Origin of the sequence: Haloterrigena turkmenica DSM 5511, from assembly GCF_000025325.1 — an archaeon.
Taxonomy (GTDB): domain Archaea; phylum Halobacteriota; class Halobacteria; order Halobacteriales; family Natrialbaceae; genus Haloterrigena; species Haloterrigena turkmenica.
In genome coordinates this window covers 1635568-1657218 of sequence record NC_013743.1, presented here as the reverse complement: position 1 = coordinate 1657218, position 21651 = coordinate 1635568, and the positions used below count along the sequence as shown (strand labels likewise).

18 protein-coding genes, 1 tRNA gene and 2 pseudogenes are annotated in these 21651 nt (G+C 66.7%); 10 read left to right on the top strand and 11 right to left on the bottom strand.

What is annotated here, in order from left to right; translation table 11 throughout:
• Positions 1–101: 101 nt before the first annotated feature.
• Together HTUR_RS07835 and HTUR_RS07830 are read right to left on the bottom strand one after the other, a co-directional pair.
• A complete protein-coding gene (locus HTUR_RS07835) occupies positions 102–863 on the bottom strand; it encodes a GTP cyclohydrolase III (RefSeq protein WP_012942781.1) in 762 nt (253 codons plus the stop codon).
• Between the two features lie 145 nt (positions 864–1008).
• Entirely contained in the window at positions 1009–1335 is a 327-nt protein-coding gene (locus tag HTUR_RS07830; RefSeq protein ID WP_012942780.1) for a DUF5785 family protein, read from the bottom strand.
• A gap of 188 nt (positions 1336–1523) precedes the next feature.
• Between HTUR_RS07830 and HTUR_RS25510 the strand changes: the two are divergent.
• Positions 1524–2173: pseudogene (locus tag HTUR_RS25510) on the top strand (hypothetical protein); the annotation flags it as partial.
• A 33-nt stretch (positions 2174–2206) separates the two neighbouring features.
• On the opposite strand, the gene mct reads toward HTUR_RS25510, so the two are convergent.
• The gene (gene mct / locus HTUR_RS07820; RefSeq protein ID WP_012942778.1) at positions 2207–3379 is read right to left on the bottom strand and encodes a succinyl-CoA:mesaconate CoA-transferase; all 1173 of its coding nucleotides are present in this window, start codon (positions 3377–3379) and stop codon (positions 2207–2209) included.
• 138 nt (positions 3380–3517) lie between these two features.
• Between mct and glmS the strand changes: the two genes are divergently transcribed.
• The 6 genes from glmS (at position 3518) to HTUR_RS07790 (ending at position 10293) form a co-directional block, all read left to right on the top strand.
• Positions 3518–3973 carry a methylaspartate mutase subunit S gene (glmS, locus tag HTUR_RS07815; protein ID WP_049914774.1) on the top strand — a complete coding sequence of 152 codons (456 nt, stop codon included), beginning with the start codon at positions 3518–3520 and terminating at the stop codon, positions 3971–3973.
• The gene (locus HTUR_RS07810; protein ID WP_012942777.1) at positions 3974–5413 is read left to right on the top strand and encodes a methylaspartate mutase subunit E; all 1440 of its coding nucleotides are present in this window, start codon (positions 3974–3976) and stop codon (positions 5411–5413) included. It begins immediately after the preceding gene.
• A 1-nt stretch (position 5414) separates the two neighbouring features.
• Positions 5415–6698, top strand: coding sequence for a methylaspartate ammonia-lyase (locus tag HTUR_RS07805; RefSeq protein ID WP_012942776.1), 1284 nt, complete (start codon positions 5415–5417; stop codon positions 6696–6698).
• Complete coding sequence (mch, locus tag HTUR_RS07800; protein ID WP_012942775.1) at positions 6691–7761, top strand: 2-methylfumaryl-CoA hydratase; 1071 nt, start codon at positions 6691–6693, stop codon at positions 7759–7761. The genes HTUR_RS07805 and mch overlap by 8 nt, the downstream gene beginning before the upstream one ends.
• 117 nt (positions 7762–7878) lie before the next feature.
• Positions 7879–8922 carry an L-malyl-CoA/beta-methylmalyl-CoA lyase gene (gene citE, locus HTUR_RS07795; protein ID WP_012942774.1) on the top strand — a complete coding sequence of 348 codons (1044 nt, stop codon included), beginning with the start codon at positions 7879–7881 and terminating at the stop codon, positions 8920–8922.
• Positions 8923–9177: 255 nt separating this feature from the next.
• Entirely contained in the window at positions 9178–10293 is a 1116-nt protein-coding gene (locus HTUR_RS07790; protein WP_012942773.1) for a glutamate-cysteine ligase family protein, read from the top strand.
• Here HTUR_RS07790 and HTUR_RS28545 read toward each other — a convergent pair.
• The 4 genes and pseudogenes from HTUR_RS28545 to HTUR_RS07775 form a co-directional block, all read right to left on the bottom strand.
• A pseudogene (locus tag HTUR_RS28545) lies at positions 10241–10483 on the bottom strand (ATP-binding protein); the annotation flags it as partial. The gene HTUR_RS07790 and the pseudogene HTUR_RS28545 sit on opposite strands and share 53 nt — an antisense overlap.
• A 21-nt stretch (positions 10484–10504) precedes the next feature.
• Complete coding sequence (locus HTUR_RS07785) at positions 10505–11836, bottom strand: hemolysin family protein (RefSeq protein WP_012942772.1); 1332 nt, start codon at positions 11834–11836, stop codon at positions 10505–10507.
• Between the two features lie 260 nt (positions 11837–12096).
• Entirely contained in the window at positions 12097–13188 is a 1092-nt protein-coding gene (locus HTUR_RS07780; protein WP_012942771.1) for an AI-2E family transporter, read from the bottom strand.
• 110 nt (positions 13189–13298) lie between these two features.
• Positions 13299–14126: a membrane protein gene (locus tag HTUR_RS07775; RefSeq protein WP_012942770.1), complete on the bottom strand. Its 828-nt coding sequence runs from the start codon at positions 14124–14126 to the stop codon at positions 13299–13301.
• A 139-nt stretch (positions 14127–14265) separates the two neighbouring features.
• Between HTUR_RS07775 and HTUR_RS07770 the strand changes: the two genes are divergently transcribed.
• A complete protein-coding gene (locus tag HTUR_RS07770) occupies positions 14266–15210 on the top strand; it encodes a formate/nitrite transporter family protein (protein WP_012942769.1) in 945 nt (314 codons plus the stop codon).
• 110 nt (positions 15211–15320) lie between these two features.
• Here the strand turns inward: HTUR_RS07770 and HTUR_RS07765 are convergent, their stop codons facing one another.
• Positions 15321–17711 (bottom strand): amino acid permease, encoded by a 2391-nt coding sequence (locus HTUR_RS07765; RefSeq protein WP_012942768.1) that lies wholly within the window; start codon positions 17709–17711, stop codon positions 15321–15323.
• Between the two features lie 350 nt (positions 17712–18061).
• Here HTUR_RS07765 and HTUR_RS07760 point away from each other — a divergent pair, with 350 nt between their 5' ends.
• Both HTUR_RS07760 and HTUR_RS07755 read left to right on the top strand, forming a co-directional pair.
• Entirely contained in the window at positions 18062–18850 is a 789-nt protein-coding gene (locus HTUR_RS07760; protein ID WP_012942767.1) for a formate/nitrite transporter family protein, read from the top strand.
• An 85-nt stretch (positions 18851–18935) separates the two neighbouring features.
• Positions 18936–19871 carry a diacylglycerol/lipid kinase family protein gene (locus HTUR_RS07755; protein WP_012942766.1) on the top strand — a complete coding sequence of 312 codons (936 nt, stop codon included), beginning with the start codon at positions 18936–18938 and terminating at the stop codon, positions 19869–19871.
• A 15-nt stretch (positions 19872–19886) separates the two neighbouring features.
• On the opposite strand, the gene HTUR_RS07750 is transcribed toward HTUR_RS07755, so the two are convergent.
• From HTUR_RS07750 to HTUR_RS07740, 3 genes are all read right to left on the bottom strand, one after another.
• Complete coding sequence (locus tag HTUR_RS07750; RefSeq protein WP_012942765.1) at positions 19887–20222, bottom strand: hypothetical protein; 336 nt, start codon at positions 20220–20222, stop codon at positions 19887–19889.
• Between the two features lie 450 nt (positions 20223–20672).
• Positions 20673–20755, bottom strand: a tRNA-Ser gene (locus HTUR_RS07745).
• A gap of 40 nt (positions 20756–20795) precedes the next feature.
• Complete coding sequence (locus tag HTUR_RS07740; protein ID WP_012942764.1) at positions 20796–21569, bottom strand: hypothetical protein; 774 nt, start codon at positions 21567–21569, stop codon at positions 20796–20798.
• Positions 21570–21651: the final 82 nt, after the last annotated feature.

Genomic DNA, 21651 nt, shown 5'->3' with positions numbered 1-21651 from the left:
TGATCCGGATTCTCGGCCGTTCTACCGCGAGAAACTGTCCGCTGCGCCGGCGTTTACCCGCCGTCGGACGGTCGCCCTCCCGGCACCGTCGCTCGACTCGATTACCACTCGAGTTCGACGCGGGTCCCGTCGGACCGACAGGTCTCGAGGGCGTGTTTCGCGGCGAAGCCGGCATCGTGGGCGCACTCCCCGCGGCCGACGCCGACCTGCAGTTCGACATCGACGGCCTCCTCGACGTGGTAGATGGCCTCTTCGTAGTCGCCTTCGTCGAGGTCCGGGCAGGTGACGATGATGTTGTCCCCGCCGACGAAAAAGGAGAGGCTCTCGTGGGCGTGGCGCATGTGCCGCATGAGTTCGGCGTACCCCTGTTCGATCTCGATGAACGTGTCGAAGGCGTTGAGTTCGTCGGTGTAGGTGCCGGTCGCGTTGATGACGTCGAAGTGGGCGATCTGGACGTCCTCTGCGGTTCGGTCGGTGGCGTCGACGGCCCGGCCCTCGAGGCACTCGCGTCGGTCCTCGTCCTGTGCGCTGCCGGCGTCCTGGACGCGCGCGGTCGCGTCGGCCAGCGCCTGTACGGGACTGGCGTCGGCGGCGACGCCGAGGCTGAGCGTCACGGGATACCGGTTGCCGACGGACTCCTGGAGGAGCGCGTGATCCTCGAGGTCGAGGCCGTTCGTGACGGCGATCATGTTGTCGAAGCGAGTGAAGAAGGTGTAGCCGCCGCGGTTGCCGACGAACTGGGAGATGTCGGCGTAGAGCCGAGACTGCATCGTCTGGAGGTCGGCCTCCCGCCGCGGCTCCGGTGTGACCGTCCACGGCCCGTAGTTGTCGATCTGAACGAGCGTAACCTGCGTATTAGTCACGGTAGCAGTGGGTTTCGAACGCCGTCGTATAAGCGATACGTAATCCAGATTCGTGATGGGGGCACGAACGGGAGACTCGAGGGAACTCTCAAGTAGGGAACGGGTCTCGAGTCGAGAACGGAGGCGAGACGCGACGGCGGCCGCTTCAGGCGTGTTTCCGCTCGGGGTTCTTGCCCTGCGGGTGGTACTCCCAGAAGTCGCCGGCGCGCATGGCATCGCCGACGGCCTTGTGCATGTCGAGGATCGTCTCGAAGCGCTCGGGTTCGACGTACTCGAAGATCTCGCGCATCGGGACGACGCGCTTGTAGTTGATCCGGATCGGGTAGTCGCCGTACTCCGCGACGAACTCGTCGCGCTCCATCGGGAAGTCCTCCTCCTCGTCGACCTTGTCCGCGATGATCCGCATGTCGTACTTGCGCATCCCCTCGCTGCCCTCCTCGCCGTCGGGATCGACGGGCCAATCGTTGCTCATACTCCGACGTGTGCAGGGGTCCCGCAAAAGAGTTACTCTCTGCCGCGGATAGGCCGATGACGGGAATCTGCCGCTGCGCCTGTGCAGTGGTCGCCCTCGCGCGTCGTTCGAGGAAGCACGACTCGAGTAGGCCGGCTTCGAAAGGCCCGAGAAAACGTGACTCACCATCCAGTCTCAGGCCCGATTCCGTCATCGCCCCCGACGATCAGGACTCGCTGTTCGAACTGTTCGTCCTCTTCCGGTTCGTCGCGACGCTCGAGCGCCTTCGAGAGAGCCAGCCGGAGTACAAAACGATCGCGACGGGTCGACAGGAGGTGGCCCGGTTCGAGGACGACACGGAGATCGTCCTCTATCACGACAACTCCGCGGGCGATCGGAACCTCTCGTTCGTCGCTGAACCCGACGAAGACGCGACCCATCTCTCGCGAACGGACAAGGTCCAACTCGAGGCCCAGGAGATCGCCGGCGACTACTTCGAACGGGACTTCCGGAATCACACCGGCCGTCCCGACGTCATCGTCCTTGAGGTCATCGCCGAGGACGACGATCAGCACGAGTACCTGATCGTGGAGGTCAAAAACAGCACCAACGTCGACACGATCCGTCGAGGGTCAAGGAGACGCTCGAGTACCTCGCATTCCTCCGGGTCAACGAGGAGCACGTCTTCGGTCCCGACGAAGCGGACTACTTCGGCTCGGGGTGGAACGGGCTCCTCGTCGTCCAGGACCGCGACGACGAGCCGCCCTCGCTCGAGGAGCAGTCTGAGAATCCGGTGACGATTCTGCAGGCCTCGGAGTTAGAGCGGAACCTCGAGCGCGTGCTCCGGAAGATTCTGTAGGGTTCGAATCGGCTGTTCGATCGATATCGTCGCTCAGTCGTCGGCCGCCCGCTCCGCTTTCTCGCCTAAAATCTCCTCGCGGTGCTCGTCTAACAGCGGCGCGCGACCGCGAGGCCTGGGCTCGGTCTCGCTCATCTTGATCGGGTTGCCCGCGATCTCGACGTCGCGGTCGGCGCCGGGCTGTTCGACCGGCACGAGCATGTCCCGCGCGTGGACGTGCGGGTCGTCGAAGATCTCCTCGGTGGTCTGGACCTTGGCGGCCGGGACGCGGCCCTCGAGTTTACTCACGAGTTCGTCGTTGGTCTGCTCGAGGCTCCAGTCGGCGATCTCGTCGCGGAGGATCTCACGGTGCTCGAGGCGTTCGGCGGTCGTCGGATACTCCTCGGCCAGCTCCTCGCGGCCCATCACATCGCAGAGTTCGGCCCAGTGGTTGTCGTTGAACGCGGCGATGACGGCGTAGCCGTCGGCGGTCTCGAAGGCGTTGTAGGGGAAGAGCGTGGGGTGGGAGTTGCCCCGTCGAGTCGGCGCCTCGCCCGTGTAGGACTGCTGGTAGACGGCGCGTTCGGTGAAGCTGAGCATCGAGTCGTACATGGCGGTGTCGACGTACTGGCCTTCTCCGGTCTGCTCGCGGTGGTTGACCGCCGCCAGAATGCCGATACAGTTCAGCGTGGCGGTGAAGAGGTCGCCGACGCCGGGGCCGGTCTTCGTCGGCGGGCCGTCGGGCTGGCCGGTGGTCTCCATGACCCCGCCCAGCGCCTGCGCGATGAGGTCGAAGGAGGGCTGACCCTGCCGCTCCGTTTCGCCCGTCCGTGGGTCGCCGAAGCCGCGGATCGAGGAGTAGATGAGGTCCTCGTTGTATTCTTTGAGCGTCTCGTAGCCCAGATCGTACTTCTCCATCGTCCCCGAGCGGTAGTTCTCGACGACGATATCGGCCTCCTCGACCAGCGAGAGGAAGTCCGCGCGGTCGTCCTCGTCGCCTAAGTTCAGCTCGAGGCTCCGCTTGCCGCGGTTGACGCTCTGGAAGTAGCCGCCGTAGGCCTCCGTCTCGGGGTCGTCGACGAACGGCGGGTTCGAGCGGATCATGTCGCCGCCCGGCCGCTCGATTTTGACGACGTCCGCGCCCATGTCCGCGAGCAACATCGTACAGTACGGCCCGGCCAGCACCTGGGTCAGGTCGAGCACGCGCAGGTTCGAAAGCGCTCCCATGTACCGGACCCTTTTTCAGGGCGGCACCTAAACCTTATCATCGATCATGTACATTGTGCCACAGTCACATAGGGACGCTATTAGGACGGTTAAGGTGTATTATCATGGAAGATCATTAACTTTATAGTGCAGTTCCTCATGGTTCTTCATACGATGTCCCAAACGGTCGTCCTCGGCGTGATCGGCTCCGACGCCCACGTCGTTGGAATCACAATCCTCGAACAGGCCTTCAGCGCAGCGGGCTTCGACGTGATCAACCTCGGCGTCCAGACCTCCCAGGAGGAGTTCGCCGAGGCAGCCGTAGCACACGACGCTGAGGCCGTACTGGTCTCCTCGCTCTACGGCCACGCCGAGCAGGACTGCCAGGGATTCCACGAGGTCCTCGAGGACGCCGGGGTCGACGCCGTCACCTACATCGGTGGCAACCTCGCCGTCGGTCAGGACGAGTTCGAGCGGACCCGGCGCACCTTCCGGAAGCTCGGCTTCGATCGAGTCTTCGACTCCGAGACGGATCCCGAAGACGCGATCGCGGCGCTGCGGGAGGACCTGCAGATCAGACCGACCGAGTCCGAACGGGCTACCATCAGTTCCTAGATGATACGAGACGAACGCATTCCCGCCGACGAGCTACGGCGTATCGACGAAGAAATCCGATCGAACTGGTCGACGGGCGAAGCGGTCGACTTCGAGGACGCTATCGCCTACCACGAGTCGCTGCCCGACGGCAAGCGATTCGCGGACGTCCTCGAGTCGGCCGACAAACCGCTCCTCCAACCACGGGCCGGCGTCCCCCGGCTCGACGACCAGATCGAACTCCTCGAGTACCTCCACCGGGAGGGGCAGGCGGACCTCCTGCCGACGACTATCGACTCGTACACGCGCGACAACGAGTACGGGAAGGCCCAAGAGGGCCTCGAGAAGGCCCGCGAGACCGGCGAAGACACCCTCAACGGGTTTCCGGCGGTCAACCACGGCGTCGACGGCTGCCGCGAGCTGATCGACTCGATCGACGCGCCGATCGAGGTCCGTCACGGGACGCCCGACGCCCGGCTGCTGGCCGCGATCACCTTCGCCGGCGGCTTCCAGAGCTTCGAGGGCGGCCCGATTTCGTACAACATCCCCTATACGAAACGCCACGGCCTCGAGGAGACCATCGAGAAGTGGCAGTTCGTCGACCGGCTGGCGGGCGCCTACACCGAACGCGGCGTTCGCATCAACCGCGAGCCCTTTGGCCCCCTCACCGGCACCCTCGTCCCGCCGTCGATCGCCATCGCGATCATGATCGTCGAGGGCCAGCTCGCGGCCACGCAGGGCGTCCGGTCGATCACGCTCGGCTACGGGCAGGTCGGCAACGTCGTCCAGGACGTCGCCGCCCTGAACGCGCTGAAGAAGCTGGGCAACGAGTACCTCCCCGACGAGGTCGTCGTCACGACGGTCTTCCACGAGTGGATGGGCGGGTTCCCGCCGGACGAGGCCCGCGCCAACGGCGTGATCGGCCTCGGCGGGATGACCGCCGCCATCGCCCAGCCGGACAAGGTGATCACCAAGTCCCCACAGGAGTTTCAGGGCGTGCCGACCAAAGAGGCCAACTCCGCCGGCCTGCGCACCACGCGGCAGGTCATCGACATGGCCATCGAGCAACAGATCGACATCGACGGCATCGCGGAGGAACAGGACTTGATCGAGCGCGAAACGCGGTGTCTGATGGACACCATCTTCGAGCACGGCGACGGCGACGTCGTTCAGGGCACGATCGAGGCCTTCGACTCCGGCGCGCTTGACGTGCCCTTCGCCCCCAGCGATAGCGCGAAGGGCGCCGTCCTCCCCGCGCGGGACGACGACGGTCGCGTCCGCATCTTCGAGTGGGCCGACCTCGAGATGGACGACGACATCAAGGAGATCCACAAGGCGCGGCTCTCGCGCCGGGCCGACACCGAGGGCCGCAAACAGTCGTTCCGCATGGTCGCGGACGACGTTGACGCGATCAGCGACGGCAAGCTCATCGGCCGACCGCAGTCAACGGGTGACGTCTAACATGGAACTCACAGGCATTCACGCGACGCCCGGCTATTCCGGGTTCTTCTTCGACGACCAGCGCGCGATCAAGCGAGGCGCACAGCAGGACGGGTTCACCTACGAGGGCGAGCCCGTCACCGACGGCTTCGACGAGATTCGTCAGGCCGGCGAGACGATCATCGTCGACATCGAACTCGCCGACGGCACCGTGGTTCGGGGCGACTGCGCCGCAGTCCAGTACTCCGGCGCTGGCGGACGCGATCCGCTCTTTCAGGCCGACGAGTACGCCCCCGTCATCGAGGGCCCCGTCGCCGACGAACTCGAGGGACGGGACGCGACCGACTTCCTCGAGAATGCGGAGACGCTCGAGAACATGCACGTAGACGGCGACCGGCTCCACACGGCGATCCGCTACGGCGTCTCGCAGGCCCTGCTGTCCGCGGCCGCCGAAGCGCAGCACACCACGCGAACGGACGTGCTGGCCGACGCCTTGGGCACCGAGCCCGCGACGGAGCCGGTGCCCGTCTTCGGCCAGTCCGGCGACGACCGCTACAACAACACCGAGAAGATGTTCGTCAAGGGCGTCCCGGTCCTGCCCCACGCGCTCATCAACAGCGTCGAGAAGATCGGCGAGAACGGCGAGACGCTGCTCGAGTACGTGGAGTGGCTCACCGGGCGCTCACAGGAACTCGGACCGGACGGCTACGAGCCCCGGTTCCACATCGACGTCTACGGGATGATCGGGGAGGTCTTCGGCGCGCCCTACGACCGCGACGAGGTGGTCGACTACTTCGCTGACCTCGAGGACGCGGCCGCACCGTACCCGATCCAGATCGAGGGACCGATGGACGTCGGCAACCGCGAAGACCAGATCGCGGCGATGGTCGAGCTCCGCGAGGGGCTCGCGGACGCCGGCGTCGGGGTCGATATCGTCGCCGACGAGTGGTGTAACACCTTCGAGGACGTGCGGGCGTTCGTCGACGCCGAGGCCGCGGACCTCGTGCAGGTCAAGACCCCCGATCTCGGCGGCATCCATCGCAGCGGACAGGCGGTTCGCTACTGCGAGGGGACCGAGACCCGCGCCTACCTCGGCGGGACCTGCAACGAGACGGAGACCTCCGCGCGGGCCTGCGCCCACGTCGCGCTCGCGACGAACGCTGCGCAGGTGCTGGCCAAGCCCGGGATGGGCTTCGACGAGGGCTACATGATCGTCGAAAACGAGATGCGACGGACGATCGCACGACGGAATCGCCAACAGCGACGGCCCGGGAGCGAGACGGACGAGGTGACCGCAGATGACTGAGTGGACCGACCCAGACACGTTCGCACGGGCGCTCGAGCAGGCCGAGACCAGGGAGAAGGGAAACTGCTTCGAGGACTTCGAAGAGGGGGATGTCATCGAACACGATCCCGGCCTCACCCTCACGCGGTTCGGCAACGAGCAGTGGATGAGCCAGACGCTCAACCACGATCCCGCCTACTGGCGGACCGACGCCGCCGAAGCCCGCGGCTTCGACGAGCCGCCGATCCATCCGGACTACCTCACCGCCGCAACGCTCGGGATCACCGTCGAGGATCTGAGCGAGAAGGGCGGCTACTTCCTCGGGCGCACCGACGTCCGGTTCCCCGGCACGCCCGTCTACGCGGGCGCCGAACTCCACGTCGAGAGCGAGGTCGTCAACTGCGCGATCTCGAGTTCCCGGCCGGAGTACGGCATCGTCTCCTGGCGCACTCGCGGGACGGACGCCGAGACCGGCGAAGTGCTCTGCTCCTACGAGCGGACGAACATGATCCCGCGGCGCGAGCCCGTGGCGACGGACGGTAGTGGCAGTGCCGCGGCCGCCGAGGAGAGCGAAGACGACGGTCCCGACCTCCCCGAGGAGTTCGTCGCTCCCGAGGGCGATTACTTCGAGGACTTCGTGGAAGCGCTCGAGGAGGCCGACGACGAGAACGCGGCCGTCGCCTACCGCCACGAGCGCGGCCGCACGCAGGACGACGTCACCGTCGCCTCCCTTCCCCTCGCGACCCTCAACACGGCCAAACAACACCACAACGTCGACGTGATGAGCGACTCGCCGTCAGGCGACATCGTCACCTACGGCGACGTGACCCGCTCGACCGCGCTGGGTCACGCCCGCTCGGACGAAGAGACCTGGCGCGAGGTCGGTTTCGACAACGAATCTTTCCACACGTTCGTCGCGGTCGGTGACACCGTCTACGCGTTCACGCGCGTGCTCGAGGCCGAAGATACTGCCTCGAGCGACGAGGCGGGCACCGTCCAATTCGAGCACATCGCGTTCAACCAGGACGACGAACCCGTCTACTCCGGCACGCGAACCGCGGAGATCCGGAAGCGCTCCGGCTGATCAGACTGAACAGGGAACCGACCGCGAACGATCGATACCGACTGCCAACGACCGATACCGACCGCTGTCGACCGCAACCAACCGATACCGACCGCAGATCCACCCAGATCCAGACACATGACCGACGACATCCGACTCTGTCGAACCTTCCAGACCGCACCGGCCGCCGTTCCGAAAGACGACTCGGCGAAGTACCTCGTCTCCGCGCTCACCGCGGAGGGGTTCCAGGCGCCCGACTGGCTCGTCCCCGACATGGAGGACGGCACTGCGCCGAACATGAAAGCGGAGGGCCTCGAGAACACCATCGAGAACGTGCCCGAACACGACTTCCCCGGCGAGATCTGGCCCCGCGTCGAGTGGAGCTACGAGGACGCGGAGTACCGCGAGAAGGGACGGGCCCAGATCGACCGCCTCGTCGCGGAGATCGGCGACGAAATCGACGGCGTCGTCGTCCCCAAGGTCGGCCGTCTTGAGGACGTCCGGCGCGCCGCCGAGGCCGTCGCCGAGGCCGAGGCCGAACACGGCTACGACGACGGCTCGATCGGCCTCTCGATCATCGTCGAGACCGGCCGCGCCCGTTCGGACTTACGCGAGATCGCCCAGTTCGGCGAGGACTCCCGACTCACCGGGCTCGTCTTCGGCCCCGTCGACTACACCGCTGAACTCGGCGGCCGCGACCTCGGCGACGGCCGGCCGCGCTGGGACGGCCTTCTCGAGGCGATGTCCAACGAGGCCAGCGCCGCCGGCCTCGTCTCGATCGGCGGTCCCTTCGACGACCTGTTCAAGGAACGCGCCGGGCTGACCTACTACAACGCCGACGAGTACGCGGATCAGGTCGAACACGAGGCCCGGCTCGGCCTCGACGGCTCCTGGTCGCTGTACCCCAAGCAGACGATCCAGGCCAACACTATCCACATGCCGACGCCCGACGAACTCGAGCGCGACGTGAGCAAGATCGAGCGGTTCAACGAGGCCAAGCGCGAGGGCACCGGCGCGGTCACGCTCGACGGTCAGATGGTCGACGAGGCGACGTTCAAGAACTTCGTGAACACCGTCGAACAGGTCTGCGCGATCCACGAGATGCGCTCCGGCCAGACCGAAGAATACTACGACGACGAACTGCTCGAGCGCACGCTCGAACTCGAACTGTCCTACGAGTAGGCGCTCTCACGGCACTCGCGCCTCGAGACCGGGCGTCGATTCGCGCTCTCAGTACATCGGTTTCGACTCGTATTCTCGCCGATGTTGACTCGACCGTATTCACGACGTAGCGGCGTCCGACCTACGTACTTCGGCGGTCACGTCTTCGCGTTCAGCCGACTAGAGTAGATACGATCGACTGACGATTTTCGGGACCGATCCCGCGTCGGCGACGTTGTGAAACGAAACCCCGATGTGCGGCACACCATCGATACCATGCAACTCAGTCTCGAACTCGAATACTGGACCGTCGACGATACGGGAGCGCTCGCGTCAGCGAGGCCGGTGCTCGACCGCATCGATGATCTCCACGCCGAGAGCGCTGACCCGATGCTCGAGGTCGTCACCGATCCCTGTATCGACGTGCCCGAACTCCGGGAGGAGGTCACCGTCAGACTCCGAGAGGTGATCGAGGTCGCTCGGGAAGAGGGACGCCACCTCGTCCCGCTCGGCACGCCGCTCGGCGCCGCCTCGGTCAGCACGAGCGACGGCCCCCGAACGCGGATTCAGCGACAGGTCCTCGGTGAGGCGTTCGACAATGCCACCCACTGCGCCGGCACACATCTGCACGTCGACCAGATCGAGGGTGCCGAAACCGATCAGCTGAACCTGCTGACCGCACTGGATCCGGCGTTTGCGCTCGTCGCGAGCTCCTCGTACGACCAGGGGCACAACGTGGCTGCCTGCGCGCGATCCCACGTCTACCGGCGAGCGTGCTACGGCGACCATCCCCGGCTCGGCCAGTTATGGCCCTACGTCGAGGACGTCGCCGAGTGGGACGATCGAATCGACGCCACGTTCGATCGCTTCCGTCGACAGGCGCTGGGCCTCGGCGTCGAACCGGCGACGTTCGATACGCACTTCACGCCGGAAGACTCGATCTGGGCGCCGGTTCGCTTGCGCGAGAAGTTTGGCACGATCGAGTGGCGGGCGCCGGACATCGCGTTACCCGGACAGATCCTGCGACTCGTCGAAGACGTCCGGGACATCCTGAACCTCGTCGCGGATAGGCGAGTCGAGATCGGTGGACGCGCTGGTGTCACGGCGTCGACCGTCTCGGTGCCAGCGTTCGATCGGCTGCAGCAGTACGTGAGTTTGGCCATAGACCGCGGGCTCGAAGCGCCCGCCGTCAGGCGATATCTGGAAACGATGGGCTTCGATACGACCGCCTATCGTCCCATTTCGGCGGAACTCGGCAACACGTCTCAGATGTCCCGAGGGCGAGCACAGTGGCTCCGACTCCGGTACGCCGACAGGCTCGAGCGGGAGGTCGAAGCGCTCACCGTCGACCAATCGCCGGCACGGACGGAAATGGCGAAATCGGCCCGATAATGGCACCGGATCGAATCGCTCTGTAAGCGCGGATAGATCGGTAAGACATCGATACCGTTGGTTCGCTACTGGAGGGTGGAGTGACGGAGAACGTCGATCCGTCACCGAGCTCGGACTCGACCCGGATCTCCCCGTCGTGACGCTCGACGGTTCCCTGACAGGTTGACAGCCCGATTCCCGAACCGGGACTTCTCGACCGACGACTGACGACTCATTCGGCCGTCTCCTCCGCCTTCGGGTTCTCGCGAACGACCAGCGAGGAGATTCGTGCGCCCTCGACGGCGGCGACCTCGAGCGCGTAGCCGTCGACCTCGACGTGGTCGCCGACGTCGGGGGCCCGACCCAGCCGATCCAGCACGAGCCCGCCGATCGTGCCGAACTCGTCGGACTCGAAGTCGGCGTCGAGTCGCTCGTTGACGTCCGAGACGGTGACGGCACCGTCGACGACGTAGGAACCGTCGCCCCGCCGGTCGATCGAGGGCTCGTCGGCGTCGAACCCGTCGCGGAGGTCGCCGACGATCTGCTCGACGAGGTCCTCGACCGTGACGATTCCCTCGAAAACGCCCCACTCGTCGATCACCGCGGCCATCTGTGCCCGGTCTCCCTGAAACTGCTCCAGGAGATCGGTAACGGGCGTCGTCTCCGGCACGACGGGCATCTCGCGGGTGACCTCGCCGACGGTCACGTCCGCGAGGTCGCCCGCGGACTCGCCCGCTCGCAGCACGTCCTTGGCGTCGACGAAGCCGATCACCTGATCGTCCCCGTCGGGGTCGAGCACCGGATAGCGAGTGTGTCCCTCCTCGAGGATCAGCGTGCGAAGGTCAGAGAGCGGAAGGTCGTCGGTGATCGTCACGGCGTCGGGCCGGGGCACCATCACCTCCTGGACGGTCGTGTCGTCGAGTTCGAAGACCTGTTCGATCATCTCGACCTCCTCCGCGTCGATCTGGCCCTCGTTCCCGGACCTGCTCAGGACGGTCAGGATCTCCTCCTCGGAGAGCGTCTCGTCGGTCTCCGAGGCCGGCGGAATCCCGATCAGTCGCGTGAAGGCGTTGGCCGTCCCGTTGAAGACGATGATCCCGGGGATGAAGATGAAGTAGAAGAACTTCATCAGCGGCGAGACCAGCAGTGCGACGCGTTCGGCCTGGGCGATCGAGATCGTCTTCGGCGCGAGTTCGCCGAAGACGACATGCAAGAACGTGATGAAGCTGAATCCGATGATGAAGGCGACGAGGTGGAGCAGGCTCGCCGGGAGAACCGGCGCGAGCACCGGCTCGAGGAGGGCCGCCACGGCCGGTTCGCCCAGCCACCCCAGCCCCAGCGAGGCGAGGGTAATTCCCAGCTGGGTGGTCGCGAGGTAGTCGTCTAAGTTGTCGACGGCCTCCTGCAGGAGCGTCGCCCCGGTCTTCCCCTCCGCGACCGCCCGTTCGACGGCCGACGAGCGAACGCGGACGTAGGCGAACTCCGCGGCGACGAAGAAGCCGTTCAGGGCGACCAGTACGAACGCTCCCAACAGCCGCGCGAGGTCGACGACGAGGTCTACCATCGTCGTTCCCTCCCGACTCGAGCGGTGCCTCGGTCTCGGTCCGAACACCCGCGGTCCGTCGGCGTCGGGTCCGGGATCGGGACGCGCGGACTCGAGGTGGAGGCCGCGCTCGTACCGGCCCCTCGAGCCGACGAGCGTGTACCGACTGCGGACGCAGTGGCAGCAGCGATCATACACGGCACTCGTGACGCCGACCACATAGTTACGCGGGTGACAGCTGCAACGGCGCGGCGCTCGACGGCCGTCGCGGCCGGCTCGACTCAGCGAGCCAGCAGCGCGGTCGCGAGGTCGGGGAATATTCGATCGGCGAAGTGGACCGCCAGCACCACGACGATCGGGCCGAGGAAGAGCCCGTACCAGCCGAACGCGAGCGTCCCGAGGAAGTATCCCAGCAGGACCAGCCCCATGTGGACGCCGCTGCGCGCCGAGAGCAGCGATCGGGCGAAGAAGTCGGGAATCGTGTCCACGACGGTAAACGAGAGGACGAAGAACGCGATCGGCTGCCAGATCGGCGTCGGCGTCGCGAGCGCGAGGCCGAGGAGGTACAGGCCGTACGGGACGTAGACGATCTTCATGCCGACCGCGGGAATCAGTGTCCCGACCCCGATCAGGACGGCGAGCAACACCGGCGTTCCGACGACCGCTCCGCCCGACGCAACCATATTCAGAGCCAGATAGGTGACGGCGGCGATGGCGGCTGCCACGCCGACGATCGCGAGGTTGCTGACGAAGATCGTCTCGAGGTCGTCGTCGACCGCCTCGAGAAACGAGACGATCTGCTCGTCGCCGTCGACGCTCCGAGCGAACCACCGTCGGAGCGTCTCGTCGTCGCGCAGCAGGTAAAAGAGGAACGTGAGCATGAGGAAAAATCGCGCGAGGACAGAGAAGACGAGCCCCGCGATCGTCGAGAGCCGCTCGAGGAGCCCGGGAAGGCCCCGACGAAGGACCGAGGTGATCGACCGGCCCGTATCGGAGGTGAGCAGTCGTCGGAGCCGATCTAGGTTCCGCTCTCGAGCGATCGAGAGGTACGGCTGGAGGGCCGACCGATAGGCCTCGAGATCGCTCGCGGCGAGGAACCGGTCGAGCTCCTGGAGGGCCACGAGTCCCGCGTAGCCGACGACGACGAACATGGGGACGACGACGGCCAGGATCGTGACCGTCGCCGTCACGTTCGGATGCTCGAGGCGTCGATCGAGCAGGCGGTAGAACGGTCGCGTGGCGTAGTAGAGGAAGATCGCGAACAAGACCGTTCCGACGTAGGCATAGAGGGCGAATCCGATCGCGAGGGCGATGAGCAAACCGAGGCCGACCCAGACGGCGCGACGGCCGTCCCAGCCGCGGAGCGCGGACATAGTACGGCTCCGACGGCGCCGTGCAAAAACGTCCGGCGTGCGACTGCACGCGTCCGAGCCAGAGCGTCGCCGCGAACGGGTCGGTGCGGCTCCGACGGCGTCCCTTCGACCTACGCGGCGAGCAAGAGGAGCGTGTACGCGGCGGCGCCGACGGCGAAGGCCCAGAACCGGCTGCGACGCTTCGAGGGGAGCTCCTCTTTGATCACGTTGAGGATGACGCCGCCGCCGAGGAAGGCCAGGAGGAGCGCGAGAACGAACTCGCTCACGGGCGTCACGTAGCCGACGGTGGCGCCGAGGAGCACCGCCGCCGCGAGCAGCCACCGGCCGTACCGGTGGTAGATTCGCCCGTGGTGTTCGCGGAGCCCGAAGTCGTTCACGACGAAGTGCAGCGCCATCGCGACGAAGAAGAACGTCAGGCTCGCGACGCCGGGCTCCTCGCGGTGGACGAGGAGGTACCCGATGAGCGCGTTGTAGGCGGCGAACGAACTCGCGTGGACCCAGAAGACGTCGTCCGGCGACCGTTCGGGTTCGTCGCCGCCGTCGGTTTCCGTCCCGGTCGCGTCGTCGGCGTCGGTTCCGATCACGGCGAACCGCTCGAGGCCGTAGAAAACGACGAATCCAGCGAGCGTCACGAGGTAGACGTGGCGGTCGACGGTAGCGAGGACCGTCCCGCTCTCGTCGATGGCGGCCGCGGCGGCGCCGACCTCCGGCAGGAGGTGAACGAAGATGTACGCAACCGAGACCCCGCCCGCGACCGAGAGCCATCGGCTGCGCGGGATCGCCTCGAGGAACCGGAGTCGCCCGGCGAAGACGTGGACCAGCGCGAGGCCGATCGCGAACGTCGCGGTGAGCGCGTCGACGATGCCGAACGCGGCACTCGATGTCGAGAGGATATCGATCGGCGACGGCTGTCCCGCGGTCGCTGACCACAGTTCCATACGGGCCGTTCGATCGGGACCGCCTTCGGTTCGCTGCAAGCGAGCTGCTCGAGCGGCGAAACGACGTCGGCGACGGCGAGCTCGCTGGACGGGGCGAGTCGCGGTGGCACGGAAAGTGACACGTGAAACACCAAATCCAATGCTGTGGGGACCGTTGAGCCGACCATTAACCGCGGACGGATCGACCGAACGACCGCACGTCTCGTCTGTCCTCGGTGGTGATTCCGTGAGCGACGGCAGCCCGGAGTCGAAGGCGGACTCGAACGTCGACTCCGGTTCCGAGCAGATCCCTGAGGGCTCGATCGTCACCGAACAGACCCCGACGCCGGAGGTCCTCGAGTCGCTGATCGACAGCGGCTTACACGAGATCTACCGCGAGACGACCGGGCTGGTCCTCTCCGGGTTTTCGGCGGGTCTCGACATCGGATTCGGTCCGCTGTTGATGGCGGTCATGCTGACGCTCTCGACCGGCGGCTACGGCGACCTACAGACCGAGCTACTGCTGGCGAGCGCGTACTCGGTTGGGTTCATCTTCGTCATCATCGGCCGTTCGGAACTGTTCACCGAGCACACGACCGTGGCGGTGATGCCGGTCCTCGACGGTCGAGCATCGGTCCGCGGACTGGGGCGACTCTGGGGGCTGGTCTACGCCAGCAACGTCGTCGGCAGCGCGGTGTTCACGGTGCTCGTCGTCACCCTGATGCCGAACCTCGGCGTCGCTTCGCCGGCGGCGTTCGTGACGATCGCGCACAAACTCGTCGACCACGGCCTCGGCTGGCTATTCGTCGCCGGCATCTTCGCGGGATGGCTGATGGGCCTGCTGGCGTGGCTGGTCACCGCCGCACAGGAGACGCTGAGCCGCGTGCTGATCGTCTGGATGGTCACGGCCTCGATCGGCATCCTCCACCTCCCCCACTCCATCGTCGGGAACGTCGAGGTGCTGTTCGGCCTCGCCCTCTCACCGTCGGTCACGCTCGCGGACTACGTCGCGTTCCTCGCCCTCTCGACGCTCGGGAACGCGGTCGGCGGCGGCGTGTTCGTCGGCCTGTTGAAGTACAGCCACGTCGTCCGCGGCGCGGGGTGAGCGCACGCGACTTCGCTCCCGCTCTCGGCGATTGCGCGTCTTCCGTTCCTCGAAGGTGTTCCGACACGTAGCCGAGGCGGAGACGGACAGACGGGATGGTTTCCGGTTCTTCAGTCGGCGTGACTCGGATCGAACCTGCGGAACGGGCGAATACCGGCGTTGCGAAGTCGTCTGCGCAGGTACCGGTAGACGGGGAAGAGGTAGTCCTCGATTCGCCCGGGGACACCGCTGGCGCTGGCGTAGACCAGCACCGGAACGGCGGCCTCCTCGGCGCGGTCGACCACCCGGTCGGGCGTGCTTCCGAACACCCACTGGCTGAGGCGACGGTCGCGAGACGCACCGACGACGAGGACGCCGCCGTCGGTCTCGGCGGCCTCGACCAGCCCGTCGGCGACCGTCGCCGCCGCTACCTCGGTGACGTCGACGTCCACCCCGTCGAGGGCGGCGACGGTGTCGGCAGGGTCCTCCGGCGTGCCTCCGTCGCCCGGCGTGACGGAGACGACCTGCACGTCGCCCCCTCGTTTGATGAGCGATCGGACCGTTGAGAGCGATCCGCGGTGGTGCGGACCCCCGCCCGCGCCGACGGTCACCGTCGCTATCGAATCGGGATCGACGTCGTCGAACCCCGCGGCGAACACCACGTCACACGGAGCATCGTACTCGACCGCCTCGGTGAGCCCCGGGTGTTCGTCGGGATACCCCATCAGGATCAGGTCGGCGTCGCCGTTTCGGGCGGTCTGGACGACGTCGAAGGCGACATCTCGGGAGGTGTGACCCTCGACCGAGTACTCGACGTCGAGCGATTCGTCGGCGAGGGCGTCCGCGATGCGGTCGGCGCGTCCCTGGGCCGTCTCTGCGACCACCTCGTGGGGCGTCTGATCCGGGATCTCGGTGACGTTGAGCACCTGTACGAACGGCTCGCGCTCGCGACCCCGGCCGAGTGCTGCAGCCAGCCGCACGTATCCCGGGGCCCGTTCCGGACGCGCGATCGGCACGAGTACGCGGAATCGCTCGCCGGAAGTCTCGGACTCTTCGGACGTCTCGGCCGCGCCCTCGGTCGCCGGATTCGCCCCGGATCCGCTCTCGCCCGCAGCGGTCGCGGGTTCGGTCCCGCCGCGCTCGGCTGGCACGACCTCTCGGAGTAGCTCTTCGACCTCCGGTGCACCGCCCCACGTGAGGTACGCGACCAGGAGGACTGCCACGAGTGCGATCCCCGTCACGACGCCCCGGACCGGTAGGTTGTAGATCAGTGCGAGGTTCGCCAGGATGCCGAGGGCGGGGACGACGGGGACCCCGGGGACCCGGAAGCCCCGTTCGACGTCCGGAAACCGCCGGCGATGGACGATCAGCGCCGCGTTCACCACCGACAGCGGCAATAGGAGGTTCAGCGTCGCGAACCCCGTCAGCGCCGTCAACCCGAGGTCCAGTCCCAGCGGCGCGTTCTCCGCGGGGAACAGCCCGATGAAGAAGACGATCATCGCCACGATGGTCGCGGTGACGGTCACGACGCTCCAGAACGGCGTCCCGTAGTCGGAGTGGATGCGAAAGAGCGGGCGAGGGGCCTGGCCGCGCCGGGCCATGAGCGAGCCGATACCGGTGGCGGCCAGGATCGATGCGTTCGAGGCCGACACCATCGAGAACACCGCCCCGGCGACGATCAGCGCCTGCCCGGGGGGACCGAGGAACCCCTCCGCGACCAGCCCCATCGCCGTCTCGCCCTCTTCGGCGACGATCTCCGGCGGCACCGTCGAGTTCGTCATGGCGACGATGACCAGCGCGTACAGAATCGTGACCGTGACGATGCTGGCGGCGATGGCTCTCGGAACGGTCCGACGGGGTTCGATGATCTCGCCGGCGCTGGCGGCGATAGCCGAGAACCCGAAGAACGTGATGAACGCCAGCGCCGCGACCGTGACGATCCCCACGGCGTCGGCCTGAAACTGGCCGGCGAAGTTCGCCGTCGCCGTGGCCGGCCCGCGATAGGCGAACGCCCCGGCGATGAACGCCAGCAGGACCGCCACCTTCGCGCCGGTCACCAGCAACTGGAAGGTCCCGGACTCCTCGGTCCCCCGAACGTTGAGCACGCCCAGCAGGACCGCCGTCACCACGCCGGCGGTCCCGTGCGGGAGCCAGTGCAGCGACTCGGGAATGATGAACCGAACGAACCACTCGTCCATCGTCGCCAGGTAAAAGGCGGTCGTCCCCGTGTACCCGAGGAACAGCGACGCTCCGACTCCGTACGTCAGCAGCCGCCGTTCCTCGAAGGTCCGGGAGTTGAACAGGTAGCCGCCGCCGTTCTCCGAGTAGATGGAGGCGAACTCGGAGTAGCTGGCGGCGGTAATGCCCGCGACGAGGGCCGCGATGACGAACGCGATGATGGCGCTCGAGCCGATCATCGCGACGGCGGCCCCGGACAGCGAGAAGATCCCCGCTGCGATCATCGTCCCGAGACCGATCGCGAAGGCGATCTTGAAGTCCAGCGTTCGCGTGTGCTCTGCCATCACACCCCATAGTCGAGGTGGAGTTGAAAAGCTCGCGCGCGTTTACGAAAGCAGCTTATATCGCTCGAGAAGATTGATTTCATACAGTAAATTATAAGTATTTGAACACCACTCGACCCCTCTCTGCTCTCGATCGTCCGTTCGGAGGGCCCGGCCCCAGACGATCGAGACGAGCGAGGGCGTCGCGGACGGTCGACCGCCGACTCGAGGCACCTGCTTCGACCGATCGACCGGCGACCCGGGACACCGGCTTCGAGCGACGAGGTAGCCGGGCGTTCCCGTCGAGTGATACGTGTACGGGGACGCAGGCACGTCCTATTTCTCCTGTCAGATGCAACGATTGTCAGTCCATGCCTATCGCGCCCGATCCCTCCGAGATCTTCCATCGCGCGGCCAAAGAGGGAGAGCGTCGCCTCGATCAGTCGCTGCTCGAACTGATCTCGACCGGGTTCATCGCCGGGTTCACGATCGTCTTCGGCCTCGCGGCGCTCGGTATCGTCCACTCGGTCGTCGAACCGCGGGCCGGTGACGTCGCGAAACTCCCGGGATCGCTCGCGTTCGGCCTCGCCCTCGTGATGTTGGTCGTCGGGCGGTCGGAGCTGTTCAACGAGAACTTCTTCGATCCCGTCGCGACGGCGATCGAACGAGACGACTCGTGGTTGATCGGACCGCTGCTTCGCCTGTGGTCCGTCACGTTCGCCTTAAATCTCGTCGGCGGCGCCCTCATGGTGCTCGTGCTGTCGGTTCCCGGCGCGCTACCCTCCGGAACGGGCGAGGCGCTGGTGACGGTCGCCGAGGAGATCGTCCACCGGGAGCCGAGAGGGGTGTTCGCGGACGCCATCGCGGGCGGTGCGCTCGTGGCGTTGCTCTCCCACCTCCTCGCGGCGGTCGACGGCGTCGGCGGTCGGATCGCTGTGGCGTACATCGTCGGCATCCTGCTGGCGCTCGGCCCCTTCGATCACGTCATCGTCACCGTTCTCCACGTCTTCTTCGGGATGCGGTTCGGCGCCGATATCGGCGTCGGCGCGCTGGGAACGACGACCGTCGTCGTGACGGCCGGAAACGTGATAGGCGGACTCGGTCTCGTCACGTTCAGTCACATCGCGCAGGTCGAAGGAGCGCGCTCGTCCGACGACTGACCGCCGGTGACCGACGCGGCGAACCGTCGCCGCCCGGCCGAGTCCGGCCGAGCGTACTTGAGCGTCGATCCCGTTCGATACCGGCGTGATCAATCGTGGCGGGGCTCCGACGGGCGGGGCGGCCGAACGCACGCACCGTCTCGTTCTCAACCCGACGAGCGGTGAGGCCGATCACGCGGAGCGAGTGCGGCGACTCGCTGCCGAGCACGGCTTTTCGGTCGTCGAGACCGAGCGGGCCGGTCACGCGTCCGAACTCGCAGCCACAGCGGCGGCCGACGGCGTCGACCTCCTCGCGGCTTGCGGCGGTGACGGAACGATCCACGAGGTCGTCCAGGGGCTCGTCGCGGCCGACGCGCTCGAGGACGTGACCCTCTCGGTGATCCCGGCTGGCACGGCCAACATCTACGCGTCGGGCCTCGGAATCGAGAGCATCGACGACGGCTTCGCGGCCGCGCGACGAGGGACCACGGGACGACTAGACCTCGGCGTCGCCGACGGGGAACCGTTCGTGCTCTCGGCCATCGCGGGGTTGCCGGCGTCGGCGAGCACGAGCACCTCCGGGGAGCTCAAAGAGCGGATCGGCACGCTCGCGTTCGTGATCGAGGGCGTCCAGACCGCGCGGCAGTTCGACGGCCTCGAGGTCGCGGTCGACGCCGTCGCCGACGGCGAGGAGTACATCTGGGAGGGAGAGGCGCTCTGCCTGCTCGTCGGCACCCTTCGAGGATTCACCGGTCCGGACGAGCCGTCGAACGCCGAAACCGGACGGCTCGAGGTGACGGTCGTCGATCGACTCCCGCCCACAGACGCGATCGCAGAAGCCGTCGAACGGCGACTCTTCGATCGAGAGACGCCCCACGTCACGACGATCGAGGCGTCCGAACTCGAGGTCGTCGCTCTCGAGGACGACCCGGTGCGGTTCAGTCTCGACGGGGAGCGCCGCGAGTACGACCGCGTCGAGATCGGCGTCCGACCGCGGGCGCTCCGTGTCTGCGTAGGCGAGGCGTACGCCTCGAGACCGTGACCGGTCCGAACGGCTTTACGTTCCCCGCTGGGTCCACGCGAACGCCGCGACGAGGAGCGCCGCGAGCGCGATGAACGTGATCCAGTCGCCGAACGGGCCCGGTATCTCGACGAGTCCCCCCGCCTGCAGCAGTCCGAACCCGAGCAGGATGACGCCGAGAATCGAGAAGATCCCGATGGCCACCATCTCTTTGACCATCCAGTAGGTCTCCTGGGCCTCCTGCTCCTGGCTTCGGGTCGGTTCGTCGATCGCCTCCTCATCGGGCTCGTTGCCGAGGAGTCTGGCGTCCTCGTCGATCTCTTCTTGGTCGGTTCCGGGCGTATCCGGTCCGGAGTCGTCGGCGTCGCTCATTGCGGAGTGTTCACATCGGACGCGAGTGTGTGTTCCACCTGCGAGTACAGGCGACGAACCGACGCCAGTCGTGGCCGGTTCCGATTCGTCTTTCGGCGTGTCGTCGTCTCACTCGCGCTACTCCTCGCTTCGCTCGCCGTATGATGCTCCTGAGAAGACGGTGGGGATGGGATTCGAACTACCGGAACGCCGGTCGCTTCGCTCCCTCGTTCCGTTCTTCGAATCCAACCGTCTCGCTGTCGCTCACGAGATTGTTCGCGACAGCAACGGTGGGGATGGGATTCGAACCACGGTCGTTCCGCTCACTCCGTTCGCTTCACTCCCTGATTCGAATCCCAACGTGTCGCTTTCTCGCTCGCGAGACTCCTCGCTTCGCTCACGGCTTCGCCGTTCGCTATTCCGTGGCGCTACGCGCCACGCTTCGCTCGTCGTATAGTACTCGCGAGAAGGCGGTGGGGATGGGATTCGAACCCATGAGGCTAGAAGCCACCTGCTCTCAAGGCAGGCGCGTTAGGCCGCTTCGCTACCCCACCTCATCGTCACCTTCTCCGTACGTTCAAAAAGTGTTGTCGGTTACGATCGCTCGAGCGAGCCGTCGTCCCCGACCGCCAGCCCCAGTTCGTCGACGACCGCGGCCGTCGCCTCGCTGCCCGGCTGGTCCGCGAGGCGTCGCGCCTCGAGCAGCGTCAGCGTCGAGCGCAGTCCCGCGGGCGTATCGACGGTCGGGAGCATCGGAGCGAACCCGACCCCGAAATCCGCGTCGGCTGCTCGAGCGGCCAGCGTGGTCACCTCCGGCGTCGCGTACGCGTCGGTGAAATCGATCGCCTCCCGGAAGCCGGCGAGGTAGGTCCGTCCCTCGTCGGACGGCCCGAGGACGACCTCGTGGCGCCGGACCGACATCGCCACGCTGTCGATCTCGGTGCGCCGAACCAGCGGGGCCGTCGGCTCGAGGACACCGACGCTGTCGGCGCCCTCGCGCTCGAGGAGGTGCGTGACGGTGTTGCCGACTCGCGCGGCGCGACTCGAGCCGACCTGACGTTCGAATCGGACGCCCTCGTCGCGGTCACCGTCGCCGGCGATGGCGTCCTCCCCGAGCGCGTCGATGACGAGCGCGCGGACCTCGGCTTCGGGGTCGGCGTCGTCGGCGGCGAACTCGTCGGGCAGCGTCTCCGCGTCGCGGTAGTTGACCAGCAGGTCGCCGCCGCTCTCGGCGACGGCCCAGCAGACGTCGGCGACGGCGGCCTCGTAGAGCGCGACGGCGTCGGCGGCCGACAGTGGCGTTTCGTCGACGAGCGACGACAGGACGAGACCCTCTCGAGGCGGATCGACCGGAACGACGACGATCATACACGGCTCTCCGCGGACGCGACCCTTGAACGCGGCGCTTTCGGCAGCGCGCCCCCGCCGCTCGCGCCGGCGGCGGACGAAT